Origin of the sequence: Desulfacinum infernum DSM 9756 (assembly GCF_900129305.1) — a bacterium.
Classification (GTDB): Bacteria; Desulfobacterota; Syntrophobacteria; order Syntrophobacterales; family DSM-9756; genus Desulfacinum; species Desulfacinum infernum.
This window is the reverse complement of sequence record NZ_FQVB01000005.1, coordinates 35,299-54,705: the sequence shown is the minus strand read 5'-3', so window position 1 is coordinate 54,705 and position 19,407 is coordinate 35,299. Positions and strand designations below refer to the sequence as shown.

The following is a 19,407-nucleotide window of genomic DNA, read 5'->3' as shown; positions in this document are numbered from 1 at the left end:
CCGTAACTTGTGATGCGTGATGCGTGATGGGGAATCCCCCGGGCATCCCCTTGAAAAAGGGGGGAGAGGCGCCTAACGCCTAACGCCTGACGCTTCACGCACTGACCGCCTCGGCCACGGGGCCCAAAAGCACCACGCTTTCGTAGGCCTCCCTGGCAGCCGCCATGTTGGCTTCCGGTTTGGCTGGCACTTCCTCGCGGATGGCTTCCATCACCGCTTCCAAAGGGGGCTCGCCCAGCACCCGGGCGAAGGCGCCCATCATGGCCGTGTTCACGATGGGATGCGTTCGGGTGCCCAGCCGGTGCCGGATGGCGATGCGGGTGGCGTCCACGTGGGCCAGTTTGTAGTCGGCATAGGTGTGAAGGTTGGGAGGGGCTTCGGGCGCGTTGATAAGAATCCAGCCTCCGGGCTTGAGGCCCCTCGTGATGTCCACCCCTTCCAGCAGCGTGGGGTCCAGCACCACCACGTGATCGGGGGTGTAGACGTTGGTGCGGACCAGGATCTTGGTCTTGTCCAACCTGAGGTAGGCTTCGACGGGAGCGCCGCGGCGTTCCACACCGAACAATGGAAAACTCTGAACGTAATAGCCGGCCTGGAAAAAGGCCTTGGCCATGAGGATGGAGGCCACCACGGTCCCCTGGCCGCCTCTTCCGTGGAATCTCACTTCGATCATGGGCTGTGTCCTCTTCCTGTTGAACGGCTCTCTACGGCTTGCTCCAGACCACCACCACCGCCTTGGCCGGGGAATCACCGATGCATCGGAAACTGTGGCTGATGTCCGAATCGAAATAGATGCTGTCGCCCGGCTCCAAGACCTCCACCCGGTCCACCGTCCGGAATTCCAGCCGCCCGTCCATGAGGTACAAAAACTCTTCGCCTTCGTGACTCACGAAGACCATCTCGGCGGTATCCATCACCGGAAACTCCACCAGGAAGGGTTCCATGTGCTTTTCCGGTTTCTTGTTTTCCAGGGTTTCGTAGATGTAGGTCACTTCCCCCTCGCGATGGTGGGGGCGACGCTCCAGGCGGGTGCGTTCGTTTTTTCGCGTGATGGAAATCTTCTGGCCGGTGAGCTCGTCCTGGAAAAAATAGGCCAGTCCCACGTGGAAGGCCTTGGCCAGCTTGAGCAGGGTGGCCACGGGCGGCACCACCTTGTCGGCCTCGATCTGGTCCAGCAGCTCCTTGTCGAGCCCCGTCTTGGCCGCCAGATCCTGAACCGTGTACCGAAACTTCTGGCGAAGGTCCCGAACCTTGGCGCCCAGATTGAGCGCCTGCACTTCACGGCTCACATCGTCAGTGTGCTGCATAGGCTTTCCTCCTTCGCGACGTGTTGGATCCGGTTTCCTTGTCCGAAACGGAACCGGTCCGAAATGAGTGGGCGGATACCTTGTTCGAATCGACCCTCCGGGTCGTGGGACTTGCGGTCACCTTGTGGCACGGGGCGGGGAGCGGGGAGCCGGGTGAGAGGGGAGATCAGCAGGTGCTCACAAGGACGATGGAGCGAAACTTTAGATCCCTGGGAATTCTAGTCTCCGGGTCGTTTGATGGCAACAAATATTGTTTATGTAAATCAACGCTATCGGCTCCCTCCGATGCTAACACCGGACGCCGGGCCCGAAAAGGGTGCGCGCGGCGCGGCCAGCCTCTGCAAAAAGGCACGGACCCATTGGGTAGGGGCGGGGTTTATCCCCGCACGCTCATGACGCGGTGTAAGGGACCCCCGAAAAAAAATCGCTCAGTTTTATGTGAAACGCGACCTGGTTCCGTTCGTGTGCGCGGCCTGTAGGGCCGAACAATCATTCGCCCCTACAGAGGCCTGCTTCCCAAAAGTGGGTTTGATCCTTCGTTGTCTCGGCCCGCGTGATGGGGGATCATGTGAAGGAAAACCGCCAATGAGCGCGAATGGACGCAAATGGAAATGACCGGTGTGTAGGAGCGGCGCAAGCCGCGATGAGGGCGACCGGCAACCCAACAACCGTGCGGTCACGCAAAGAAAATCGCGCCTTGCGGGGCTCCCACAAAAAGCCCTTACTCCGACCTGCTCTTTCATCCATGGGGGGTGGGGTGAGGGCGACCATGATCGTTAGGCCAAGGAGACAGGAAAGGCCTGCGTTTCTGGAACGGGAGAACCGGTTTCGGATGGGCTGGAAGGAGCTTGTCTCGGAATGGCCAATGGCCGGTCGCGGGGCCCAGCCCCGCGACCGGCCGCTTACCGTCGTCTAAAGCCTTCTAGAACTTCCGGTGGATGATGGTCTTTTTCAGTTCCGCGATGGCTTCCGTGGGGTTGAGCTGCTTGGGGCACGCTTCCACGCAGTTGAGGATGGTGTGGCAGCGCCAGGCCCCGTCGCGGTCGTTGATGATCTCAAGCCGTTCGTCCGCCCCTTCGTCGCGGGTGTCCGCGATGAATCGCCACGCCTTGAGAAGCGCCGCGGGGCCCAAATAGTCCGGGTCGGCCCAGAAGCTGGGGCACGACGTGCTGCAGCACGCGCACAGGATGCACTCGTAGAGCCCGTCCAGCTTCTTGCGGTCTTCGGGGCTCTGGAGGCGCTCCCGATCGGACGGGGGCGGGGTCTTGGTGATGAGGTAGGGTTTGACGAGATAATACTTCTTATAGAAGTCGGTGAAGTCCACCACCAGGTCCTTGATGACCGGCATGGACGGCAGGGGCTGCACCACGATGGGATCCTTGAGATCCTCGATGTGGGTGATGCAAGCCAGCATGTTCACGCCGTTGATGTTGAGCCCGTCGGATCCGCACACACCCTCGCGGCAGGATCGCCTGTAGGCCAGGGTGCCGTCCTGTTCCCAGCGGATCTGGTTGAGGCCGTCCAGGACCATCATGCCCGGCCGGCGCAGCTCCACCTTGTAGTCCTTGTAGTAGGGTTTCTTGTCCTTTTCCGGATCGTATCGAAAGACCGAGAAGGTAACCGTCTTCAGCATGATCTGCACCTCATGTTGTCCCGGGTCCGTAAATTCCGCTCACCGCCGGGGCCCCGCCCGCAGCCGGGCCCGCGGGTCCTAGTAGACGCGCTCCTTGGGTTCGAAGGTGGGCACGGTGAGCGGCTTCATACGGACCGGCTTGTAGTCGAGGCGGATGGAGCCGTCCTCTTCCATGTAAGCCAGGGTGTGTTTGTGCCACTTTTCGTCGTCGCGCTGGGGGTAGTCGTCCCGGTAGTGGGCTCCTCGGCTTTCCTGTCGGGCCAGCGCTCCTTCCACGATGGCCTTGGAGAAGTCGAGCATGTGGCCCAGCTCCAGGGTTTCGATGAGATCCAGGTTGAAGGCGAGGCCCTTGTCGGCGATCCCCACGTTTTTGAAGCGGTCGCACAGCTTTTTCAGGACGGTGCGCTGAGTGGTCAGGGTCTCTTCGGTGCGGAACACGCCGCAGTTGAGCTCCATGGACTCCTTCAGTTCGTCCCAGATGGCGCCCATCATTTCCCCGCCCGTTCCGTTCAGGAGGTTCTTCACCTCTTCGATGCCCTTCTTTCCGGGGTTTTCCGGAAGCGGCACGTGTTCGGGGAGGGACTGGGCGAATTCGGCCATTTTCTGACCCCCCACCTTGCCGAAGACCATGATGTCCAAAAGCGAATTGGAGCCCAGCCGGTTGGCGCCGTGGACCGAAGCGCAGGCCGCCTCGCCAGCGGCGTAGAAGCCCTTGACCGGCTCTTCGGGCTTGTCCATGCCGCCCAGCACCACTTCCGAATAGCGGTTGGTGGGGATGCCGCCCATGGAATAGTGGGCCGTGGGGGTGACGGGAATGGGCTCCTTGGTACAGTCCACGTGGGCGAAGACGTAGGCCAGTTCCCAGATGCCGGGCAGCCGCTCGTGGATGATGTCGGCGCCGATGTGGTCCAGTTTGAGCAAGAGATAGTCGCCCTTGGGCCCGCAGCCGCGGCCCTGGCGCATTTCCTCGGCCATGGCCCGGGAGACCACGTCGCGGGAGGCCAGGTCCCAGACGGTGGGGGCGTAGCGCTTCATGAACCGCTCGCCGTCCTTGTTGAGCAGATAGCCGCCTTCGCCGCGGACGCCCTCGGTGATGAGGTTGCCCACGCCGTAGATGCCCGTGGGATGAAACTGGACGAATTCCAGGTCTTCCACGGGTAGCCCCGCGCGAAGGGACAGGGAAAGACCGTCTCCCGTGTTGATGTGGGCGTTGGAGTTGGTCTTGTAGACGCGGATGTATCCGCCCGTGGCGAACATGGTGGCCTTGGCGTGGAAGATGTGGAAGCCGCCGTTGGCGATGTCCCAGGCCAGCACACCCACCACGTGGTCTTCGTTCATGAGCAGTTCCAGGGCGAAAAATTCATTGTAAAAAACCACCTGGTTCTTCACGCACTGCTCGTAGAGCGTGTGGAGCATGGCATGGCCGGTGCGGTCGGCGGCGGCGCAGGTGCGGCAGATGGCTTCCTTGCCGAAATCCTTGGTGTGGCCGCCGAAACGGCGCTGGAAGATCTTGCCGTCCTGGAGGCGGCTGAAGGGCATGCCCATGTGTTCCAGTTCGATGACCACTTCGGGGGCCATGCGGCACATGAATTCGATGGCGTCCTGGTCGCCCAGATAGTCGCTGCCCTTGATGGTGTCGAACATGTGCCAGACCCAGTCGTCGGGCTCCACGTTGCTCAGGGACGCCGCCACTCCCCCCTGGGCCGCCACCGTATGGGACCGGGTGGGGAAGACCTGGCTGATCACCGCCGTGTTCACGACCCTGGACGCCTCCAGGGCCGCTCGAAGCCCGGCGCCGCCGGCGCCGACGATCACCACATCGTGTTTGTGAACCGTGACCTTGATATCTGCCATGACGTCGATTGCTCCTTTTGGCTACGCTTGCACTTTGAGAGTGACGATGGTGAGGACGCCCAGCCCGAAGAATCCGATGGAAAGCACCCACAGGGCTCCCACCAGCACGGCGCGAAGGCCGGCGGAATGGATGTAGTCGTCGATGATCATCTTGAATCCGTTCATGGCGTGGTAGACGGCGAAAACCAGGAAGGCGATGTCGATGGCCTTCCAGACGGGAGACACAAGCCGCGCCATGACCTTCTGGTAGGTCACGGGGCCTTCCGATGCGTAGTGCAGCACCCAGAAGTGGAGAAAGAGGGTGATGAGAAGGGCCACGCCGGAGATGCGCTGAAAGAACCAGTCGAAGGCCCCCGAACGTCCCGAACCGAAGTATTTACCCAACATTTTCAAAGCCTCCCCTTAGATGCCGAAAGCCAGACGCAGCATGGGAATCGCCCCCGCCAGGATGAGGATCGCCGAGACGGCGAAGACGGCGAAGACGGCCTTCTGCATGATTTCACGCTTTCCCAGGTTGCCGTAGTCGATGAGGACCACGCGCAGGCCGTTCAATCCGTGGTAGACCACGGTGCCCAGCAGCCCGATCTCCAGGAGATGAAAGAGCGGGGACTGCACCACGGCCATCACCTCGTTGAAGGCCTGTTCGCCCTGGGACAGGTGGTGGATCACCCAGATGTGGAGAAAGAGGTAGAGACCCAGCAGGACCCCTGTGGCTCGATGGAGGATCCAGGCCAGGTAGCCCGGGTGGAGCTTGTAGCGGACCTTGGGTTGAAAGACGACCTTCTTCATGAAAACCTCCTCGCTTGAACTGGGTGCCCTGGCCCGAAGGTCCCGGCCCCGAGATGCGGGCCGCGGGGAATCGGGGAAGGGCGGGACACTGTAAATCACGCCGTGCGCGCATACTTCCTGACGCCTTCTTCGTAGAGATCCCCTCCGTGGCAGTCGTTGGCGACGATCACCGGAAGGTCCTTCACCTTCAGCCGACGGACGGCTTCGGGGCCCAGCTCCGGATAGGCAATCACTTCCGCCGAAAGGATGCTCTGGGCCATGAGGGCCCCGGCGCCGCCGATGGCGGCGAAATAGACCGCCTTGTGCTCCTTCATGGCGGCCTTGACCGCGTCGTTCCGGGCCCCCTTTCCGATCATGCCCCGTAGGCCTTGTCGGATGAGTTCCGGGGCGTAGGCGTCCATGCGATAGCTGGTGGTGGGGCCGGCGGCCCCTATGGGACGGCCCGGCTTGGCCGGGGACGGCCCCACATAGTAGATCACCTGGCCTTCCAAATCAAAGGGCAGGGACTCCCCGGCCTCGAGAAGTTCCACCAGGCGCTTGTGAGCGGCGTCCCGGGCCGTATAGATGATTCCGCTCAGGAGCACCCGGTCTCCGATGCGGAGCTTTTCCACGTCTTCCCTTGAAAGAGGCGTGGTGAGTCGAACGGCGTCGTGCATGGCAAGTCCTCTCCTTGGTTGCGGCGAAGGGGGAAAAGCAAAAGGTGAAAGGGACAAGGTAAAAGGCAAAAGGAGAAAAGCGTAAAGGAACCTTCCACCCCTCCCTCCTTATCCTTCACTCGTCACTCATCACTCATCACCCATCACTCATCACTCGCATCAGAGTTCCGTTTCCTTGTGCCGGGCGGCATGGCACTGGATGTTCACGGCCACGGGCAGGCTGGCGATGTGGCACGGCATCATCTCGATGTGGACCGCCAGGGACGTGATGCGCCCTCCCAGACCCTGGGGGCCGATGCCCAGGCTGTTCACGGCTTCCAGCCAGTCCGCTTCCAGAGCGGCCAACTCCGGGTCGGGATTCAGGCTTCCCAGAGGCCGAAGCAGGGCCTTCTTGGCCAGGAGGGCCGCCGTTTCGAAGGTACCGCCGATGCCAACGCCCACGATGGTGGGCGGGCACGGATTGGGCCCCGATTCCTTCACCCGCTGGACCACGAAGTCCTTGACCCCCTGAACCCCCACGGCCGGCGTGAGCATGGTGACACGGCTCATGTTTTCGCTCCCGCCGCCTTTGGGCGCCGCGGTGATCCGGAAGTGGTCTCCGGGACGGATGTCCAGATGCAGGATGGCGGGCGTGTTGTCGCCGGTGTTTTGTCGAGTGAAGGGATGGCAGATGCTCTTTCTCAGATACCCGTCCCGGTAGCCCTGGCGGACTCCTTCCTCCACGGCCTCCCGGAGGCCTCCGCCCACGATGCGCACATCTTGTCCCATGTCCACGAAGATCACGGCGAAGCCCGTGTCCTGGCACATAGGGACTCCCTCGGTTCGTGCGATCTCGGCGTTCTGGATGAGCCTTTTCAGGATGTCTTTCCCGGCCGGGGATTCTTCTCTTTCCAAGGCCTTGCGAAAGGCGTCCAGGACGTCCTCGCCCAGCTCGGTGTTGGCCCGGATGCACAGATCCCGGACGGCTGCTATAATGGCATCCACATGGATTTCGCGCATGGATCCTCCTTTTTGCAAACGACTGGATGGGGAGATCGAAGGGAAAGGATGGCGGCTTGGAAGCAAGCTGCCGGGCGGATCGGGAGATATGCCGGAAGCGCGAAGGCTTCCCGGGGGTGTCGCGTGTTCATGGAGGGCGGTCTCCCTGGTGATGGTGGCGCGGGTGGAAGAGTTCCGTTGCCGCTCGCGCGTCGTCGAGAATCGAAGGTCCGACCGTGGTCCGCTGGTTCCGCTGCGGGAGATCCTTACCGTAGAAGTGCTGCTTAGTACAGGGTGAATTTTTTGTCAATGGATTCCGCGGCCTCCAGGTGCGTTTGGTGGTTGAAAATGGGTGGGCGATGGGCTAAGGAGACAGTGCGGTTTGGTGGCTATAGACGGTTTTTTTTCAGGAGAAAACGATGGGTGATGAGACGATAAAGAAGGCTCGGAAAAAGGCACAACGCGAATCGCAGCAGGAATCTCCTGCCGATCCTCCCGCGGAACCCGCCCAAAAGGAGGCCGAGGAGGGCCCAAAGCCCGCCCGATCCAAAAAGGAGTACGACATCGCGATCTTCAGCGGGTGGTGCAAGGGTTGCGGCATCTGCGCCGCGTTCTGTCCCAGGCAGTGCATTGAAATGGGAGAAGACGGATCCCCGGTGGTGACCCAGCCGGATCGGTGCACGGGCTGCGGTTTTTGCGAAATACACTGTCCGGATTTCGCCATCAGCGTGCGCCCCAGAAGAAAGAAGGCGGTGGGTGACGACGAATAGGGACAAGAAGGAGAAATGCTGTGAATGAGCAAGCGACCACGGGACGCCAGGTGCTCCTCCAGGGCAACGAAGCCATGGTGGAAGGGGCCTTGGCGGCCGGATGCACCTTTTTCGCCGGCTATCCCATCACGCCGGCGACGGAAATCAGCGAAGTCATGTCGGTGAAGCTTCCCGCCGTGGGAGGCACCTTCATCCAGATGGAAGACGAGATCGCCAGCATGGGCGCCATCATCGGAGCGTCGTTGGCGGGAGCCAAATCCATGACGGCCACCAGCGGCCCGGGCTTTTCCCTCATGCAGGAAAACCTGGGTTTTGCCTGCGTGGCGGAGGTGCCCTGCGTGGTGGTGAACGTGATGCGCGGAGGGCCCAGCACGGGGCTTCCCACCAATGTGAGTCAGGGCGATGTGATGCAGGCCCGCTGGGGCACCCACGGCGACCATCCCATCATCGTGCTGGCCGTCTCATCCACCAAGGACTGCTTCGACATCACGGTCAAGGCCTTCAACCTGGCGGAAAAGTACCGCACGCCGGTGATCATCCTGTCCGACGAGGTGGTGGGCCATACCCGGGAAAAGATCAACCTGCCGCACCCGGGCGAGATCGAGGTGATCGACCGGATTCGGCCCAACATGCCGCCGGAATGGTACGTGCCCTATGAAGACAACAGCCGCGGCGTGCCGCCCATGGGCATCTTCGGAGACGGCTACCGCTACCACGTCACGGGACTCATTCACGACGTGCGGGGCTTCCCCACCCAGCGGCCCGACGAGATCGTGCCGTTCCTCAACCGCATCCATCGGAAGATCAGCCAGCACTTTTTCGACATCCTCATGGTGGAAGAGGAACTGGCCGAAGATGCGGAGATCCTGGTGGTGGCCTACGGATCGGTGGCCCGTTCGGCCAAGAGGGCCGTCAGGGAAGCCCGGCAGAGGGGCGTCAAGGCGGGGCTGCTGCAGCTCATCACCTTGTGGCCCTTTCCTCGCCAGATCCTGGAGCCCTACCTTCGTAAAGTGAAGGCCGTGCTGGTTCCGGAACTGAACATGGGCCAGGTGTCCCGGGAGGTGAAGCGGATCAACCAGGGCGTGACCCGCGTGGAAACCATCAACCGGATCGACGGAAACCTGATCACCCCCGAAGAGATCCTGGTGCGCCTCATCAAGATGTAGGGGCTGGAAAGCGAGAGGAACCATGGCGGAAGTAACCAAGCTGATTCATAAATACCTTCGGCACGACAAGAAGTTTCCCCACGTATGGTGCCCCGGCTGCGGCAACGGGATCGTCCTCGGGGCCCTCATCCGGGCCATCGACCGGCTGGGCTACGAAAAGGACGACATCGTGCTGGTTTCAGGCATCGGCTGTTCGGGACGCCTGCCGGTGTATGTGGACTTCAACACGCTCCACACCACCCACGGCCGGGCCCTGACCTTCGCCACCGGTGTGAAGCTGGCCAACCCCAAGCTTCATGTGATCGTCATCATGGGCGACGGGGACGCCACGGCCATCGGCGGGAATCACTTCATCCATGCGGCGCGCCGGAATCTGAACCTCACGGCCATCATCATCAACAACAACATCTACGGGATGACCGGCGGCCAGTATTCGCCCACCACGCCCTACGGGGCCCTGGCCACCACGGCCGTCTATCGCAACATCGAGCACGCCTTTTCCATCGCCGAATTGGCGGTGACGGCCGGCGCCGCCATGGTGGCCCGCGGCACGGTCTACCATGCCAACATGCTGGACAAGCTGATCGAAAAGGCCATCCTGAAGCGGGGCTTTTCGGTGGTGGAAGTGGTGAGCAACTGCCACACCCAGTACGGGCGCCGGAACAAACTGGGCGGAGCCGTCCAGATGCTCCAGTGGCAGAAGGATCACGCGGTGCGGGTGGAAAAGGCGGCCGAGATGCCCGAAGAAGAGCTGGCCGACAAGTTCACCGTCGGGGTGCTGGTGGACCGGGATCTTCCCATCTACACCGAGGAGTACAAGAAGATCCGGGAGGCGGCCCGGGCCAAGATGGCCGCCATGCGCTAGCCTTTCCGGATCCACGCGAGAATACGAGAGGAACACATCCATGGGATATCGGTATGAAGTGCGTTTGAGCGGATCCGGCGGGCAGGGGATCATCATGGCCGGAATCATCCTGGCCGAAGCCGCCGGGGTCTATGACGGAAAGTACGTGTGTCAGACCCAGAGCTACGGCCCGGAAGCCCGGGGCGGGGCCAGTAAGGCGGAGGTGGTCATCAGCGACGAGGAGATCGACTACCCCAAGGCCATCAAGCCCGACGTGCTTCTGGCCATGAACCAGAAGTCCTGCGACGCCTACTTTTTCGATCTGAAGCCCGAAGGCACCCTGGTGGTGGACAGCACCTTCGTCAAGCAGACGCCCACCACGCGGGCCATCGCCATTCCCTTCACCCAGATCGCCCGCGCGGAGCTCAAAAAGGAGATGGTGGCGAATATCGTGGCCCTTGGAGCTCTGGCGACGCTGACCAAGGTGGTTTCCTTGGGGTCGCTGGAAGCGGCGGTACTGGCGCGGGTTCCGGCGGGAACGGAAGACCTGAACCGGAAGGCGCTGGAGGCGGGCATCAACGCCGCCAAGCTCTACATGCAGGGGCTGTAGTCCATGCGGGTACTGCTCACCAACGACGACGGTATTTTCGCCAAGGGGATCGAGGCCCTCTACGAAGCCCTGGTGGCCGAACACGATGTGGTGGTGGTGGCTCCGGAAACGGAACAGAGCGCCGTGGGCCATGCCATCACGTTTCTGGATCCCCTGCGGGTGAAGCCTGTCAAGCGAAACGGCGCCTTTTTCGGGCATGCGTGCAGCGGGACGCCGGCCGACTGCGTCAAGCTGGCCGTCCGGGAGCTCATGCGGCCGCTTCCCGACGTGGTGGTCTCGGGGATCAACCTGGGAGCGAACGTGGGCATCAACGTGCTCTATTCGGGAACCGTTTCGGCGGCCACTGAAGGGGCCATCCTGGGTTTTCCGGCCGTGGCGGTCTCCATCGACTCCTTCGAGCCCTCCGATTTTTCGGCGGCTACTGAGGCGGTGCTTCAGATTCTCGACCGGATCCGCCGGTTCGGCCTCCCCCGGGGGGTGAGCCTCAACGTGAACGTGCCCAACGTACCCGCCTCCCAGGTGCGCGGAATTCGGGTGACCCACCAGGGGCAGCTCACCTACCAGGAAAGCTACGACCGCAGGGTGGATCCCCGAAATCGGGTCTACTACTGGCTCACAGGAAACATCGTGGAGACGGAAAACAGCCCGGACGCGGACGTCCGGGCCCTGGCGGACCACTACATCTCGGTAACCCCCATCCAGCACGACCTCACCCACTACGGCATGCTGGACGAACTGAAGCGTTGGGGCCTGGAAGGGGAGGCGAGCGCCGGTCCGAGCGAAAGGTTCGCGGGCCGCGCCGGCTGATGCGACACGGTCCGGCCCATGGGGCGGTGCGGATCCGGCTCCCGGAGAGGGATTTTTTCCTTGCCCCGGCCCGGTCAAAGTGATATAAGCCGCCTCGTTCCGACGCCGAATGCGCCCGTAGCTCAGCTGGATAGAGTGCCGGACTACGAATCCGTAGGTCGCAGGTTCGAATCCTGCCGGGCGCACCAGAAAAATCAAGCGGTTGCGGCAATCACGCCGTAGCCGCTTTTTTGTTACGTACCCATTGCGTACCCACCTTGGTGTGAACACGCCATGGGTCGAATCGAGCCCTTGAGATCTATCAGGTGATTCAATCCATCCCTTGGAACGGAGTAAGCGGCGCCGGGCTCCCTCATCTCATCGACCAGCTCAGACTCCCGTGGACTCCCAGTTCCTATTTCTCGGCTTCCCGGATTACGGAATGGGTGCCGTGGTTCATGCCGTCCCACTCGCCCACCAGTTCGTCGGCCTAGTCCGCCATGGCAGCATAAATTCTCAGGCCTGCCCTTCGATCAAAACGCTATCGCGCGACATGAACATCATCAACTGGACATCCGGTTCCTTGGCCGGAGCCTGGGCCGGTTCTTCGTGTCGCCACCGGACCAGTTTTACATGTCGACTGCCAACTGAGGGTGGTCAAAATTCGGATGTCACAGATGGTCAATTCCTATATGAAACGCGACCTCGTTCCGTTCGTGCGGACGGCCTGTAAGGGCGAATAATCATGCGCCCCAACAGCGGTCTGCTTCCCAAAGGAGCGTTTCATCCTTCGTTGTCTCGCCCTGCGTGATGAGGGGTTAATATGAAAGAACTGTGTTTTCGGTCCCTTGTAGGAGCGGCCTTGGCCGCGATTTTGAGTGGATTCCATAGCATGTCTTCTCCTACCCGCCCTACACTAATTTAACAAGGGGTAGGTGTCTCACTATCATTGGCATAGAGGGGTTACAATCAAATTCACGGATTAAGGATTGGGTCAGTTCCTTCACGGGCTGGTCTTCTTCGTGGGGCAAGAAGGATGGCGGCTTGTCTGCCCGGGCCGCACCCCAATGGCCGGCGCCGAGCGAAGGAGCCCGTGCGGGGGACTCACCTCTGCAAACCTTCCCGATGCACCTGTTTCTATCGGGCGGATTGATTTGCCAGGCTGCAACGTCGCGGGACTTCAGATCCAGGCCAACACTCTAAAGGTACTGAGGAAGAACCCGCTGCCGATAGGCGTGCCGGATTGACCGGCCGAGAACAGGATCTTCCATCTCGAACTCGAAAAGCTCGCCGTAAAGGATGCCTTCAAGAGCCGGGAAGGTCCCACAGAAAAGGCACAAGGAATCCAGATCAAGGCCGTCGTCCGAGGGGATGCCTTCAAGGATTTCCAGAACGCTTAAGTTGTCGGCAAGGGCCCCTTCTTGATAGAGCCGTCGATTCCCGTCGCAAGTCATCCAGGATCTGAGAATAATTCGATCCAAGTGATCGCGCACATCGTCGAGATCCCAGACGGTCGGCGCGACGGGCTTGGCGCACATCTGCTTGGATGCCGGAATGCCGTACTTTTCGAAATCCCGGTCGGTATGGTCGGAACCCACTCCCACGAAAATGCGGCCATCTTTTCGAAAAAGGACGCACTCCACCTCTCCGGAAGCCATTCCGCTGATGACGTCGATGGTTTCACCCGTGGTGAGTAGCATGGGAGAAAGGTTCATGTAGGTGGGCGTTCGGGACGGCGCCGGAACGCCGAGTTTGCCCAATTCTTCGATGTGCTCCTGAAGGCGGGCCTTGTCTTTACCGACCCAACCGGCGACGACCAGCCTCGAAATTTCAAGGGAAAGGGTTTCTTTTTCGCGAAAGGTTTCCACTTCAAGGGATAGAGATTGCCGAGTCATACGAGATCTCCTCGCTTGCTGGTTGCGGACTAACCCGAACCGCCATGGAAAAATCGTCCATGAATCCTCAGCCCACTGTTTTTGCGAAATAGAGGGCCAATTCCGGAAAGGCCACCAGGACGCCGATCATAACGAGTATCATCAACACAAATGGAAAGGCTCCGATCATCACGTCGCTGATGGAACCGCTTCTCCGCACGCCTTGAACGACGTAGAGATTGAGTCCCACGGGGGGTGTGATGAGCGCCATCTCAATCAAGAGAATCAGCAAAACACCGAACCAGACCGGGTCATAGCCCGCTCCCGTGATGACCGGCGTCACGATGGGGACGGTGATGACCATAAGTGAAAGGGTTTCCACAAAAAGGCCCAGCACGAGGTAGAGCGCGATGATGACCATAAGAGTCCTAAAGGGCGATAGACCGAGATTGTTGACAAACTGGCGAAGCGTCTCGGCCAAGCCTATGGAGTCGAGAATGAAATTGAGGAAGTTGGCGGCGATGAGGATCAGCATGATCATGGCGGTGGTGCGCATGGTTCCTTCAAATACGCGCTTGAAAAATCCTAGTGAAACCGCCCGGTAACGAAACGCAAGGACTAGGGCCGCGATGACTCCAAGGGCCGCCGATTCCGTGGGGGTTGCCCAGCCGGCGTAAATGGATCCGATCACCACGAGGAAGATGAAAAGAACAGGCAAGAGGTCCTTGAGACTGGCTATGCGCTCCGACCAACTGGCGGAGCGGCGGGAGCCGCCGAGTTTGGGGTTTATGGAGCAGGCGACGAGGATGCAGAGCATGAAAAGAAAAGCGAGGATCAGGCCCGGCACGATCCCGGCGATGAACAACTGCGGGATGGAGGTGTTGGTAAGGAACCCATACACGATGAGGTTGATCGACGGGGGGATGAGGATCCCAAGGGTGCCGCCCGCCGCAATGGAGCCGGCGAAAAGGCCTTCAGGGTATCCGTAGCGTCGGGCCTGAGGGAGGGCCACGGTGGTGATGGTGGCCGCCGTGGCCACGCTGGACCCGCTGGTCGCTGCAAACATGGCGGAGGTGCCGATATTGGCGTGCATGAGTCCTCCGGGGAGCCAGGAGAGCCAGAGGTCCAAGGCGCGGTACGTCCGGGACGCTATGCCGGCCTGGAGGAGAATTTCCCCCAAGAGAACGAATAGCGGAATGGCAAACAGGATGAAGTCCGTGCTCGCCGTCCACGCAATCTCACCCATGGCCCTATAGAGGGGAAAGGGCGAATAAATCTGTCCGACAAGCAGTCCCAGAGCGGCCAGGGCTGCAGCAACCGGGATACTCAACAACAGGAGGCCAAGGAGAAGGACAAGGATCGTGGCAATCATGAGATATCTCCACCCATCGTAGCGCGAGCTGCTCTGCTTTCGTCCTCTATTTCTTCATCAAGAGTGGACGCTCCGTACAATTTCCTGGCAAGATCGGTGTCTCCACGAAGGAGGGCCGATAGGGTGGCAGCAAAAAGGACCAAGATAATGAACGTAAATAGAATGAGTCCGGCAAGCCAGAGGCCTTGGGGAATCCATAAAGGTGTCGCAAGGGGCGTATTGGCGATGGAATTTTTCACGAAAGAGGTTTGTACGACCTTGTAAGAGTAATGGCTTAGGACGACCATGATGAAGAGAAAAAGGCCCAGGGAAGCCAAGTCCAGCGCGTGCTGCAAGGGGCGAGGCAGGCGAGCATAAAGAACGTCAATCCGGATATGCCCTTTCCTCAAGAGAGCGAACCCCAAGGTCCAGCTACAGCAGATGGCAAGTGTGTAGCTCGAAATTTCGTCGGCGCCGCCCATGGAAATGGAGAATCCTTTCCGGAGCGTCACTTCGATGGCGATGAGGAAGGCCGTTGCCAGCAGGAGAATTCCACTGATCCATGCGGCGCCCGTGGCGATCTTCTCGCTTATGCTCAGTAGGCGATTCATTGGGTTTTCCTCATGGGCAATGTCATGAACATTGATGGGTTAAGTGGACGGCCGTTTTTTATTGGGATCGCGAACTGGGATATGGCCGATGCCCGGCGGGCTGCTTAATGGACTGCCGCCGGGCATCGGCATAAAGGTCTGGTGCTTATTCGATTTTGAATCCTACCACCTGGCCGATGGTCTCGTTCCATTTGCTTACCGCGGAGGGATCCACTTTCTTGGCCCAGGCCGGAAGAACGGCTTCCACGAGCAACTTCTTGGCCAGTTCTCGATCTCCTTGGGAAATCGCGACGAGTTCCAGCTTGTTCGGGGTGCCATGGGGACACGCACCGCCGCTCAGGCAATCCAGGCCTTCCTGGGTTTCCCTCTTGGTGACCTCCCATGCGGGGTCTTCCAGCTTTTCCTTGATGAGGCTTTGGAGCTTGGCCTGCTGCTCAGGGGTCAGCGTATTCCAAGTGGCCTGGCTCATGGTCCCGATCACGTAGTCCCACCCGCCAATGGGAAGAGGGTAAACGAAATTGGAGACTTCGCCCCAGCCTGCCGAGTAGCCCGAAAGGCTTCCGGTTACGGCGCAATCGACAACGCCGCGCTGCAAGGCCTGGGGCACTTCGCTGAAAGAAAGCGTCACCCCGGTCGCCCCCACGGCGTTGACAAACTCGGACGTGGTCCAGCCGCTGGCCCGGATCTTCTTCCCCTTCAGGTCCGCCAGGCCGGTTATCCGATCCCTGCAGAAAATGACTTGTGCCGGGTAGGGGGCAACGCTCAGGAGCTTCGCGTCGAAATCCTTGGCGAGGTATTCTTCCAGCACAGGCCGGTAGGCCTCCACCACTTTGCGAGCATCGGCGATTTCCGTTGCGAGCGCAGGAAGATCGAGACCGGCAAGAGCCGGCGAATCATCGACCACGTAGTCGACGACCGTATGGACGGCGTCAAAGACGCCCATGCTCATTTGCCGGAGCACCGCGGGGCCCTTGAGGGTTATCTGGCTGAGAGAGGTCATGCTCGTTTTCAAGCCCAGTTCAGCCGGTACCACTTCGGTCCAAAAGGGCATTTCAAAGTTCTTGTACATGGTGAGGCTGTTCCAGCTTCCCACGACCCGAAGTTCCCTGGTTTCCGAATGGGCCGGTGACATGGACGAAAAAATGAAAAGCGCCAAAATGCCGACGATCCAAACAATCTTCTTCCTCTGCATCGCACTACCTCCTTGGTTGCCGATTAAGTGTTCACCTACCCACCTGACACACATCCCATATTCCGAGCGGCCGAATCTTCCTGCATGAGCTTCCTGCGGTAATTTTCCACGTGACGACGCACCGCTCTTTCCGCCGTATCGGGATTCCGTGCTTCCAGAGCTTCAACGATGGAGAGATGTTCGTTCAGCGTATCGAGAATTTCATCCCCGGTTCTTCGCGAAAAGGAAAGAAACCATGTCCTAAACATCTGATCGTAAATCTTTTCAGCCGTTTCGCTGATAAAGGGATTTTCCAGGAAGGCCACAATATGCAGGTGGAAGCGACGGTCGGTTTCCAACAAGTCCGGGATACGGCGCTCAGCCGCCCATTGTTGAGCACTCCCAACAAGGTCCTTGAGAGCACGAATTTGCACGGGGCTCGCAATGGAAGCCGCCGTTCGCGCACAAAAGACGTCGACCATCAGCCTGGCTTCGATAAGCCGTTGCAATTCCCAGAAATTTATCTCACTTACGAACATCCCGCGTCTCGGAATGATGGTGACCAGCTTCTCGGCGGCAAGGCGTTGCAGGGCCTCGCGTACAGGTGTGCGTCCGATACCCAGTTCCTCGCAGATCTCCTGCTCCAGCAACTGGGAGCCCACGGGGTATTCGAGAGTGACGATTTTGCGTTTAAGGAGAGTGTAGGCTTTTTCTCGAAGGAGTTTCGGCGGCGCTTTCATGGTTCTTGTCCTTCCAGGGCTACGGGGCCTATCTGCAACAACCGCGCGCGAACAGCTCGTTTTTGAGGTCCCCGACGAACATGTGTCCGGGCGCATGGGTGATCGCAAAGGGCAACTTGGCCTGGAGCAGGACGTTTTGCGGGGTGACGCCGCAGGCCCAGAACACGGGGACTTCGTCTGATAGGATTTCCACGGGATCGCCGTATTCAGGGCTTGAGATGTCTCTGATGCCGATCATGTCGGGGTCGCCCACATGGACCGGGGCACCGTGAACGTCCGGGTAGCGCCCCGTGATGATGCAGGCGTCGGCGACGCGGCTCCAGTGGATGGGGCGCATGCTGACCACCATTTCGCCTTGGAAGGGACCACTGGGTTCCAACGGAATGCGCGTGCGGTACATGGAAACGTTCTTCTTCTGCTCCACATGGCGCAACCGAATGCCGGCCTTGATGAGGGCTTCTTCGAAGGAAAAGCTGCATCCCAGCAGAAAAAAAACGAGGTCTTCCCGATAGAAGGCGCTGATCTCTTTTACTTCATGGCGGCACTCCCCGTCGATCCAGATGCGGTAGCGGGGAAGGGTGTTGACCAGATCCGCTTCGGGAGCCAGCCGAGACGTAAGGGTTGTTCCGGGGCCGACGACCTCGAGAAGGGGACAGGGCTTGGGGTTCTTGCGGCAGAAGGATTCGAAGTCCGATGCATAGCGTTCCGGAAGAGCCACCAGGTTGGCCTGAACGTAGCCATCACAGTATCCGGCGGTAGGCCTGTCGAACGATCCGTTCTCACATTGCTTTCTTAGTTCTGCAGGCGTCATGCGCGTCCCTTTTGATTGAGTTTTCAGGCTTGCCGATTCTGGTTTGGAACCATAGCGGAGTTTGTGATATGGGTCAAGTATACGCGAGATATATTAGAGGCAATCAACCCAAAACGGAGGCGGGAGCTTCAATGGATGCGACCTTGACCATCGCGCTGGCCCAGGTGGAGGGAAGCGTGGACCCCCGTAAGAACCTCGAAACGGCGGACCGGTACGCCCAGTTGGCAGCAGGGCAGGAAGCCCGGCTCATTGCCTTTCCTGAAATGTTCATGGGGCTCCCGGGGCCGGAGCGTCCCCCGATACGGTTCGTCCAGGATGGATCCATGGATTTTTTGGGCGGGCTTGCGGAAATCGCGCGGAGAAATCGGATTGCCATCGCCTGCGGGCTGTGGGAGAGCTCACCGGATCCCAAGCGGGTCTTCAATACCGCGGTGGTTTTGAATGCCGAGGGCGAGCTGCTTGCGCAATACAGGAAGCTTCATCTTTTCGATGCCCTGAGCGTCCGCGAATCCGCAACCATGTTTCCCGGCGACGGCCTGCCGCCTGTCGTGTCGATCGACGGCCTTGGCGTGGGGGTCGCCATCTGCTACGACCTTCGGTTTCCTGAACTCTTTCGCCACCTGGCCGACAGCGGAGCCGACCTGGCACTCGTTCTTTCCGCTTGGTATCAGGGCTCCATGAAGGAAGACCACTGGTTAACACTCCTTCGAGCGCGTGCCATTGAGAACACCTTTTATGTGGCGGGCTGCAATCTGATCGGGGCTTCTTTCTGCGGCCGAAGTTCCGTTTTCGATCCATTTGGAACGCCTATCGCTTCGGCGATCGAATCGGAAGACTGCCTTGTTGCAAAGATTTCGCGGGGACGCGTCCATTCTGTACGGGAAAAACTTCCTGCTCTGAAAAATCGGCGCACGGACTTGTTCGGGAAATGAAGCATCAGGCGGTTTTGTGACTCACAAGAAGGAGTTGTGTGTGTCAAGTTCTGCAAATTGGTCCTGGCATCGGGTTCCTCAATTCGGGCACCCAAGGGGTCGAGCTGCGTAGGGCCGCCGAGAATGGGTCAACCATGGCTCGTCGGAGGCGCCCCCCATAAGGCGGCCAGGGACTTGCCGTCGGCTCGCTCGGACACATGCAGGCTCACAAAGTTTCCGGCATGCACGTGAAGGCTCTGCGCCACGTATTTGCGCAGCTCCTCGGCGGCCGTTGCGTTGTCCTCGGAATCGCCCTCGGAGCACAAGAATCGGACCGTCAGGGTCTCCGGGGTCAGCTTGGCCGGACAGGCCAGGACCATGGCGACGCATAGTGGGCAAAAGCGCGGTTTTTCGTCCTTGTGCTTGCCGGACTGGGGGCGCTCGTCCGCGTCTTTGAGGAAAACGGCGAGCCGCGCGTAGGCATTCCTGCGAGGGACCGCACGACCGCACCCGTGGAAGGCCACGGGATCGGAGCGGCCGGAAAA

Annotated in this window: 21 protein-coding genes and 1 tRNA gene; 7 read left to right on the top strand and 15 right to left on the bottom strand. The window is 60.1% G+C overall.

All coding sequences use genetic code 11. The annotated features are described in order from the left end of the window. Window positions 1-94 precede the first annotated feature (94 nt). The 8 genes from BUB04_RS02380 to BUB04_RS02345 all read right to left on the bottom strand — a co-directional run bounded on the left by BUB04_RS02380 (window position 95) and on the right by BUB04_RS02345 (window position 7,238). Window positions 95-673: a 2-oxoacid:acceptor oxidoreductase subunit gamma family protein gene (locus tag BUB04_RS02380; protein WP_073036608.1), complete on the bottom strand. Its 579-nt coding sequence runs from the start codon at window positions 671-673 to the stop codon at window positions 95-97. Between the two features lie 31 nt (window positions 674-704). Further along, a complete protein-coding gene (locus BUB04_RS02375; protein WP_073036606.1) occupies window positions 705-1,307 on the bottom strand; it encodes a helix-turn-helix domain-containing protein in 603 nt (200 codons plus the stop codon). A gap of 922 nt (window positions 1,308-2,229) precedes the next feature. Then, window positions 2,230-2,940, bottom strand: a complete 711-nt coding sequence (locus BUB04_RS02370) for a succinate dehydrogenase iron-sulfur subunit (RefSeq protein WP_073036799.1) — start codon at window positions 2,938-2,940, stop codon at window positions 2,230-2,232. Between the two features lie 78 nt (window positions 2,941-3,018). Further along, a complete protein-coding gene (gene sdhA, locus BUB04_RS02365) occupies window positions 3,019-4,785 on the bottom strand; it encodes a succinate dehydrogenase flavoprotein subunit (protein WP_435051094.1) in 1,767 nt (588 codons plus the stop codon). Window positions 4,786-4,815: 30 nt separating this feature from the next. Further along, window positions 4,816-5,181 carry a succinate dehydrogenase, hydrophobic membrane anchor protein gene (gene sdhD / locus BUB04_RS02360; RefSeq protein ID WP_073036602.1) on the bottom strand — a complete coding sequence of 122 codons (366 nt, stop codon included), beginning with the start codon at window positions 5,179-5,181 and terminating at the stop codon, window positions 4,816-4,818. A gap of 15 nt (window positions 5,182-5,196) precedes the next feature. Continuing rightward, the gene (sdhC, locus tag BUB04_RS02355; RefSeq protein WP_073036600.1) at window positions 5,197-5,583 is read right to left on the bottom strand and encodes a succinate dehydrogenase, cytochrome b556 subunit; all 387 of its coding nucleotides are present in this window, start codon (window positions 5,581-5,583) and stop codon (window positions 5,197-5,199) included. Window positions 5,584-5,678: 95 nt separating this feature from the next. Beyond that, on the bottom strand, window positions 5,679-6,239 hold the full coding sequence (locus tag BUB04_RS02350; RefSeq protein ID WP_073036598.1) for a Fe-S-containing hydro-lyase: 561 nt from the start codon (window positions 6,237-6,239) through the stop codon (window positions 5,679-5,681). A gap of 159 nt (window positions 6,240-6,398) precedes the next feature. Next, entirely contained in the window at window positions 6,399-7,238 is an 840-nt protein-coding gene (locus tag BUB04_RS02345; RefSeq protein WP_073036597.1) for a fumarate hydratase, read from the bottom strand. A 398-nt stretch (window positions 7,239-7,636) separates the two neighbouring features. Here BUB04_RS02345 and BUB04_RS02335 point away from each other — a divergent pair, with 398 nt between their 5' ends. The 6 genes from BUB04_RS02335 (at window position 7,637) to BUB04_RS02310 (ending at window position 11,602) form a co-directional block, all read left to right on the top strand. After that, a complete protein-coding gene (locus tag BUB04_RS02335; protein ID WP_073036593.1) occupies window positions 7,637-7,987 on the top strand; it encodes a 4Fe-4S dicluster domain-containing protein in 351 nt (116 codons plus the stop codon). 20 nt (window positions 7,988-8,007) lie between these two features. Then, window positions 8,008-9,153: a 2-oxoacid:acceptor oxidoreductase subunit alpha gene (locus BUB04_RS02330; RefSeq protein ID WP_245795103.1), complete on the top strand. Its 1,146-nt coding sequence runs from the start codon at window positions 8,008-8,010 to the stop codon at window positions 9,151-9,153. 22 nt (window positions 9,154-9,175) lie between these two features. Beyond that, on the top strand, window positions 9,176-10,018 hold the full coding sequence (locus tag BUB04_RS02325) for a 2-oxoacid:ferredoxin oxidoreductase subunit beta (protein WP_073036591.1): 843 nt from the start codon (window positions 9,176-9,178) through the stop codon (window positions 10,016-10,018). Between the two features lie 40 nt (window positions 10,019-10,058). Further along, complete coding sequence (locus BUB04_RS02320) at window positions 10,059-10,607, top strand: 2-oxoacid:acceptor oxidoreductase family protein (protein ID WP_073036589.1); 549 nt, start codon at window positions 10,059-10,061, stop codon at window positions 10,605-10,607. A 3-nt stretch (window positions 10,608-10,610) separates the two neighbouring features. Then, complete coding sequence (gene surE / locus BUB04_RS02315; protein WP_073036588.1) at window positions 10,611-11,414, top strand: 5'/3'-nucleotidase SurE; 804 nt, start codon at window positions 10,611-10,613, stop codon at window positions 11,412-11,414. Window positions 11,415-11,525: 111 nt separating this feature from the next. Continuing rightward, window positions 11,526-11,602: transfer RNA gene (locus tag BUB04_RS02310), tRNA-Arg, on the top strand. Between the two features lie 990 nt (window positions 11,603-12,592). Here the strand turns inward: BUB04_RS02310 and BUB04_RS02305 are convergent. From BUB04_RS02305 to BUB04_RS02280, 6 genes are all read right to left on the bottom strand, one after another. Continuing rightward, window positions 12,593-13,288: a DUF2848 domain-containing protein gene (locus BUB04_RS02305; RefSeq protein WP_073036586.1), complete on the bottom strand. Its 696-nt coding sequence runs from the start codon at window positions 13,286-13,288 to the stop codon at window positions 12,593-12,595. 67 nt (window positions 13,289-13,355) lie between these two features. Then, entirely contained in the window at window positions 13,356-14,639 is a 1,284-nt protein-coding gene (locus BUB04_RS02300) for a TRAP transporter large permease (protein WP_073036584.1), read from the bottom strand. Next, the gene (locus BUB04_RS02295) at window positions 14,636-15,229 is read right to left on the bottom strand and encodes a TRAP transporter small permease subunit (RefSeq protein WP_073036582.1); all 594 of its coding nucleotides are present in this window, start codon (window positions 15,227-15,229) and stop codon (window positions 14,636-14,638) included. Before BUB04_RS02295 ends, BUB04_RS02300 begins: the two co-directional genes overlap by 4 nt. A 145-nt stretch (window positions 15,230-15,374) precedes the next feature. Beyond that, a complete protein-coding gene (locus tag BUB04_RS02290; RefSeq protein WP_073036580.1) occupies window positions 15,375-16,421 on the bottom strand; it encodes a TRAP transporter substrate-binding protein in 1,047 nt (348 codons plus the stop codon). A gap of 35 nt (window positions 16,422-16,456) precedes the next feature. After that, window positions 16,457-17,140: a GntR family transcriptional regulator gene (locus BUB04_RS02285; protein ID WP_073036578.1), complete on the bottom strand. Its 684-nt coding sequence runs from the start codon at window positions 17,138-17,140 to the stop codon at window positions 16,457-16,459. A gap of 28 nt (window positions 17,141-17,168) precedes the next feature. Next, window positions 17,169-17,978, bottom strand: a complete 810-nt coding sequence (locus tag BUB04_RS02280; RefSeq protein WP_281246575.1) for a putative hydro-lyase — start codon at window positions 17,976-17,978, stop codon at window positions 17,169-17,171. Between the two features lie 104 nt (window positions 17,979-18,082). On the opposite strand from BUB04_RS02280, the gene BUB04_RS02275 reads away from it, so the two are divergent. Next, window positions 18,083-18,883 carry a carbon-nitrogen hydrolase family protein gene (locus BUB04_RS02275; RefSeq protein ID WP_178371881.1) on the top strand — a complete coding sequence of 267 codons (801 nt, stop codon included), beginning with the start codon at window positions 18,083-18,085 and terminating at the stop codon, window positions 18,881-18,883. Window positions 18,884-19,011: 128 nt separating this feature from the next. On the opposite strand, the gene BUB04_RS18930 is transcribed toward BUB04_RS02275, so the two are convergent. Further along, window positions 19,012-19,386, bottom strand: coding sequence for a hypothetical protein (locus BUB04_RS18930; protein ID WP_143156322.1), 375 nt, complete (start codon window positions 19,384-19,386; stop codon window positions 19,012-19,014). Between the last annotated feature and the right edge of the window lie 21 nt (window positions 19,387-19,407).

Bases quoted from the DNA above. Each gene is read 5' to 3' on its own strand.
- BUB04_RS02380 (WP_073036608.1), bottom strand. From the start codon at position 673: ATGATCGAAGTGAGATTCCACGGAAGAGGCGGCCAGGGGACCGTGGTG.
- BUB04_RS02375 (WP_073036606.1), bottom strand. From the start codon at position 1,307: ATGCAGCACACTGACGATGTGAGCCGTGAAGTGCAGGCGCTCAATCTG.
- BUB04_RS02370 (WP_073036799.1), bottom strand. From the start codon at position 2,940: ATGCTGAAGACGGTTACCTTCTCGGTCTTTCGATACGATCCGGAAAAG.
- sdhD (WP_073036602.1), bottom strand. From the start codon at position 5,181: ATGTTGGGTAAATACTTCGGTTCGGGACGTTCGGGGGCCTTCGACTGG.
- sdhC (WP_073036600.1), bottom strand. From the start codon at position 5,583: ATGAAGAAGGTCGTCTTTCAACCCAAGGTCCGCTACAAGCTCCACCCG.
- BUB04_RS02350 (WP_073036598.1), bottom strand. From the start codon at position 6,239: ATGCACGACGCCGTTCGACTCACCACGCCTCTTTCAAGGGAAGACGTG.
- BUB04_RS02345 (WP_073036597.1), bottom strand. From the start codon at position 7,238: ATGCGCGAAATCCATGTGGATGCCATTATAGCAGCCGTCCGGGATCTG.
- BUB04_RS02335 (WP_073036593.1), top strand. From the start codon at position 7,637: ATGGGTGATGAGACGATAAAGAAGGCTCGGAAAAAGGCACAACGCGAA.
- BUB04_RS02325 (WP_073036591.1), top strand. From the start codon at position 9,176: ATGGCGGAAGTAACCAAGCTGATTCATAAATACCTTCGGCACGACAAG.
- BUB04_RS02320 (WP_073036589.1), top strand. From the start codon at position 10,059: ATGGGATATCGGTATGAAGTGCGTTTGAGCGGATCCGGCGGGCAGGGG.
- surE (WP_073036588.1), top strand. From the start codon at position 10,611: ATGCGGGTACTGCTCACCAACGACGACGGTATTTTCGCCAAGGGGATC.
- BUB04_RS02305 (WP_073036586.1), bottom strand. From the start codon at position 13,288: ATGACTCGGCAATCTCTATCCCTTGAAGTGGAAACCTTTCGCGAAAAA.
- BUB04_RS02300 (WP_073036584.1), bottom strand. From the start codon at position 14,639: ATGATTGCCACGATCCTTGTCCTTCTCCTTGGCCTCCTGTTGTTGAGT.
- BUB04_RS02295 (WP_073036582.1), bottom strand. From the start codon at position 15,229: ATGAATCGCCTACTGAGCATAAGCGAGAAGATCGCCACGGGCGCCGCA.
- BUB04_RS02290 (WP_073036580.1), bottom strand. From the start codon at position 16,421: ATGCAGAGGAAGAAGATTGTTTGGATCGTCGGCATTTTGGCGCTTTTC.
- BUB04_RS02285 (WP_073036578.1), bottom strand. From the start codon at position 17,140: ATGAAAGCGCCGCCGAAACTCCTTCGAGAAAAAGCCTACACTCTCCTT.
- BUB04_RS02275 (WP_178371881.1), top strand. From the start codon at position 18,083: ATGGATGCGACCTTGACCATCGCGCTGGCCCAGGTGGAGGGAAGCGTG.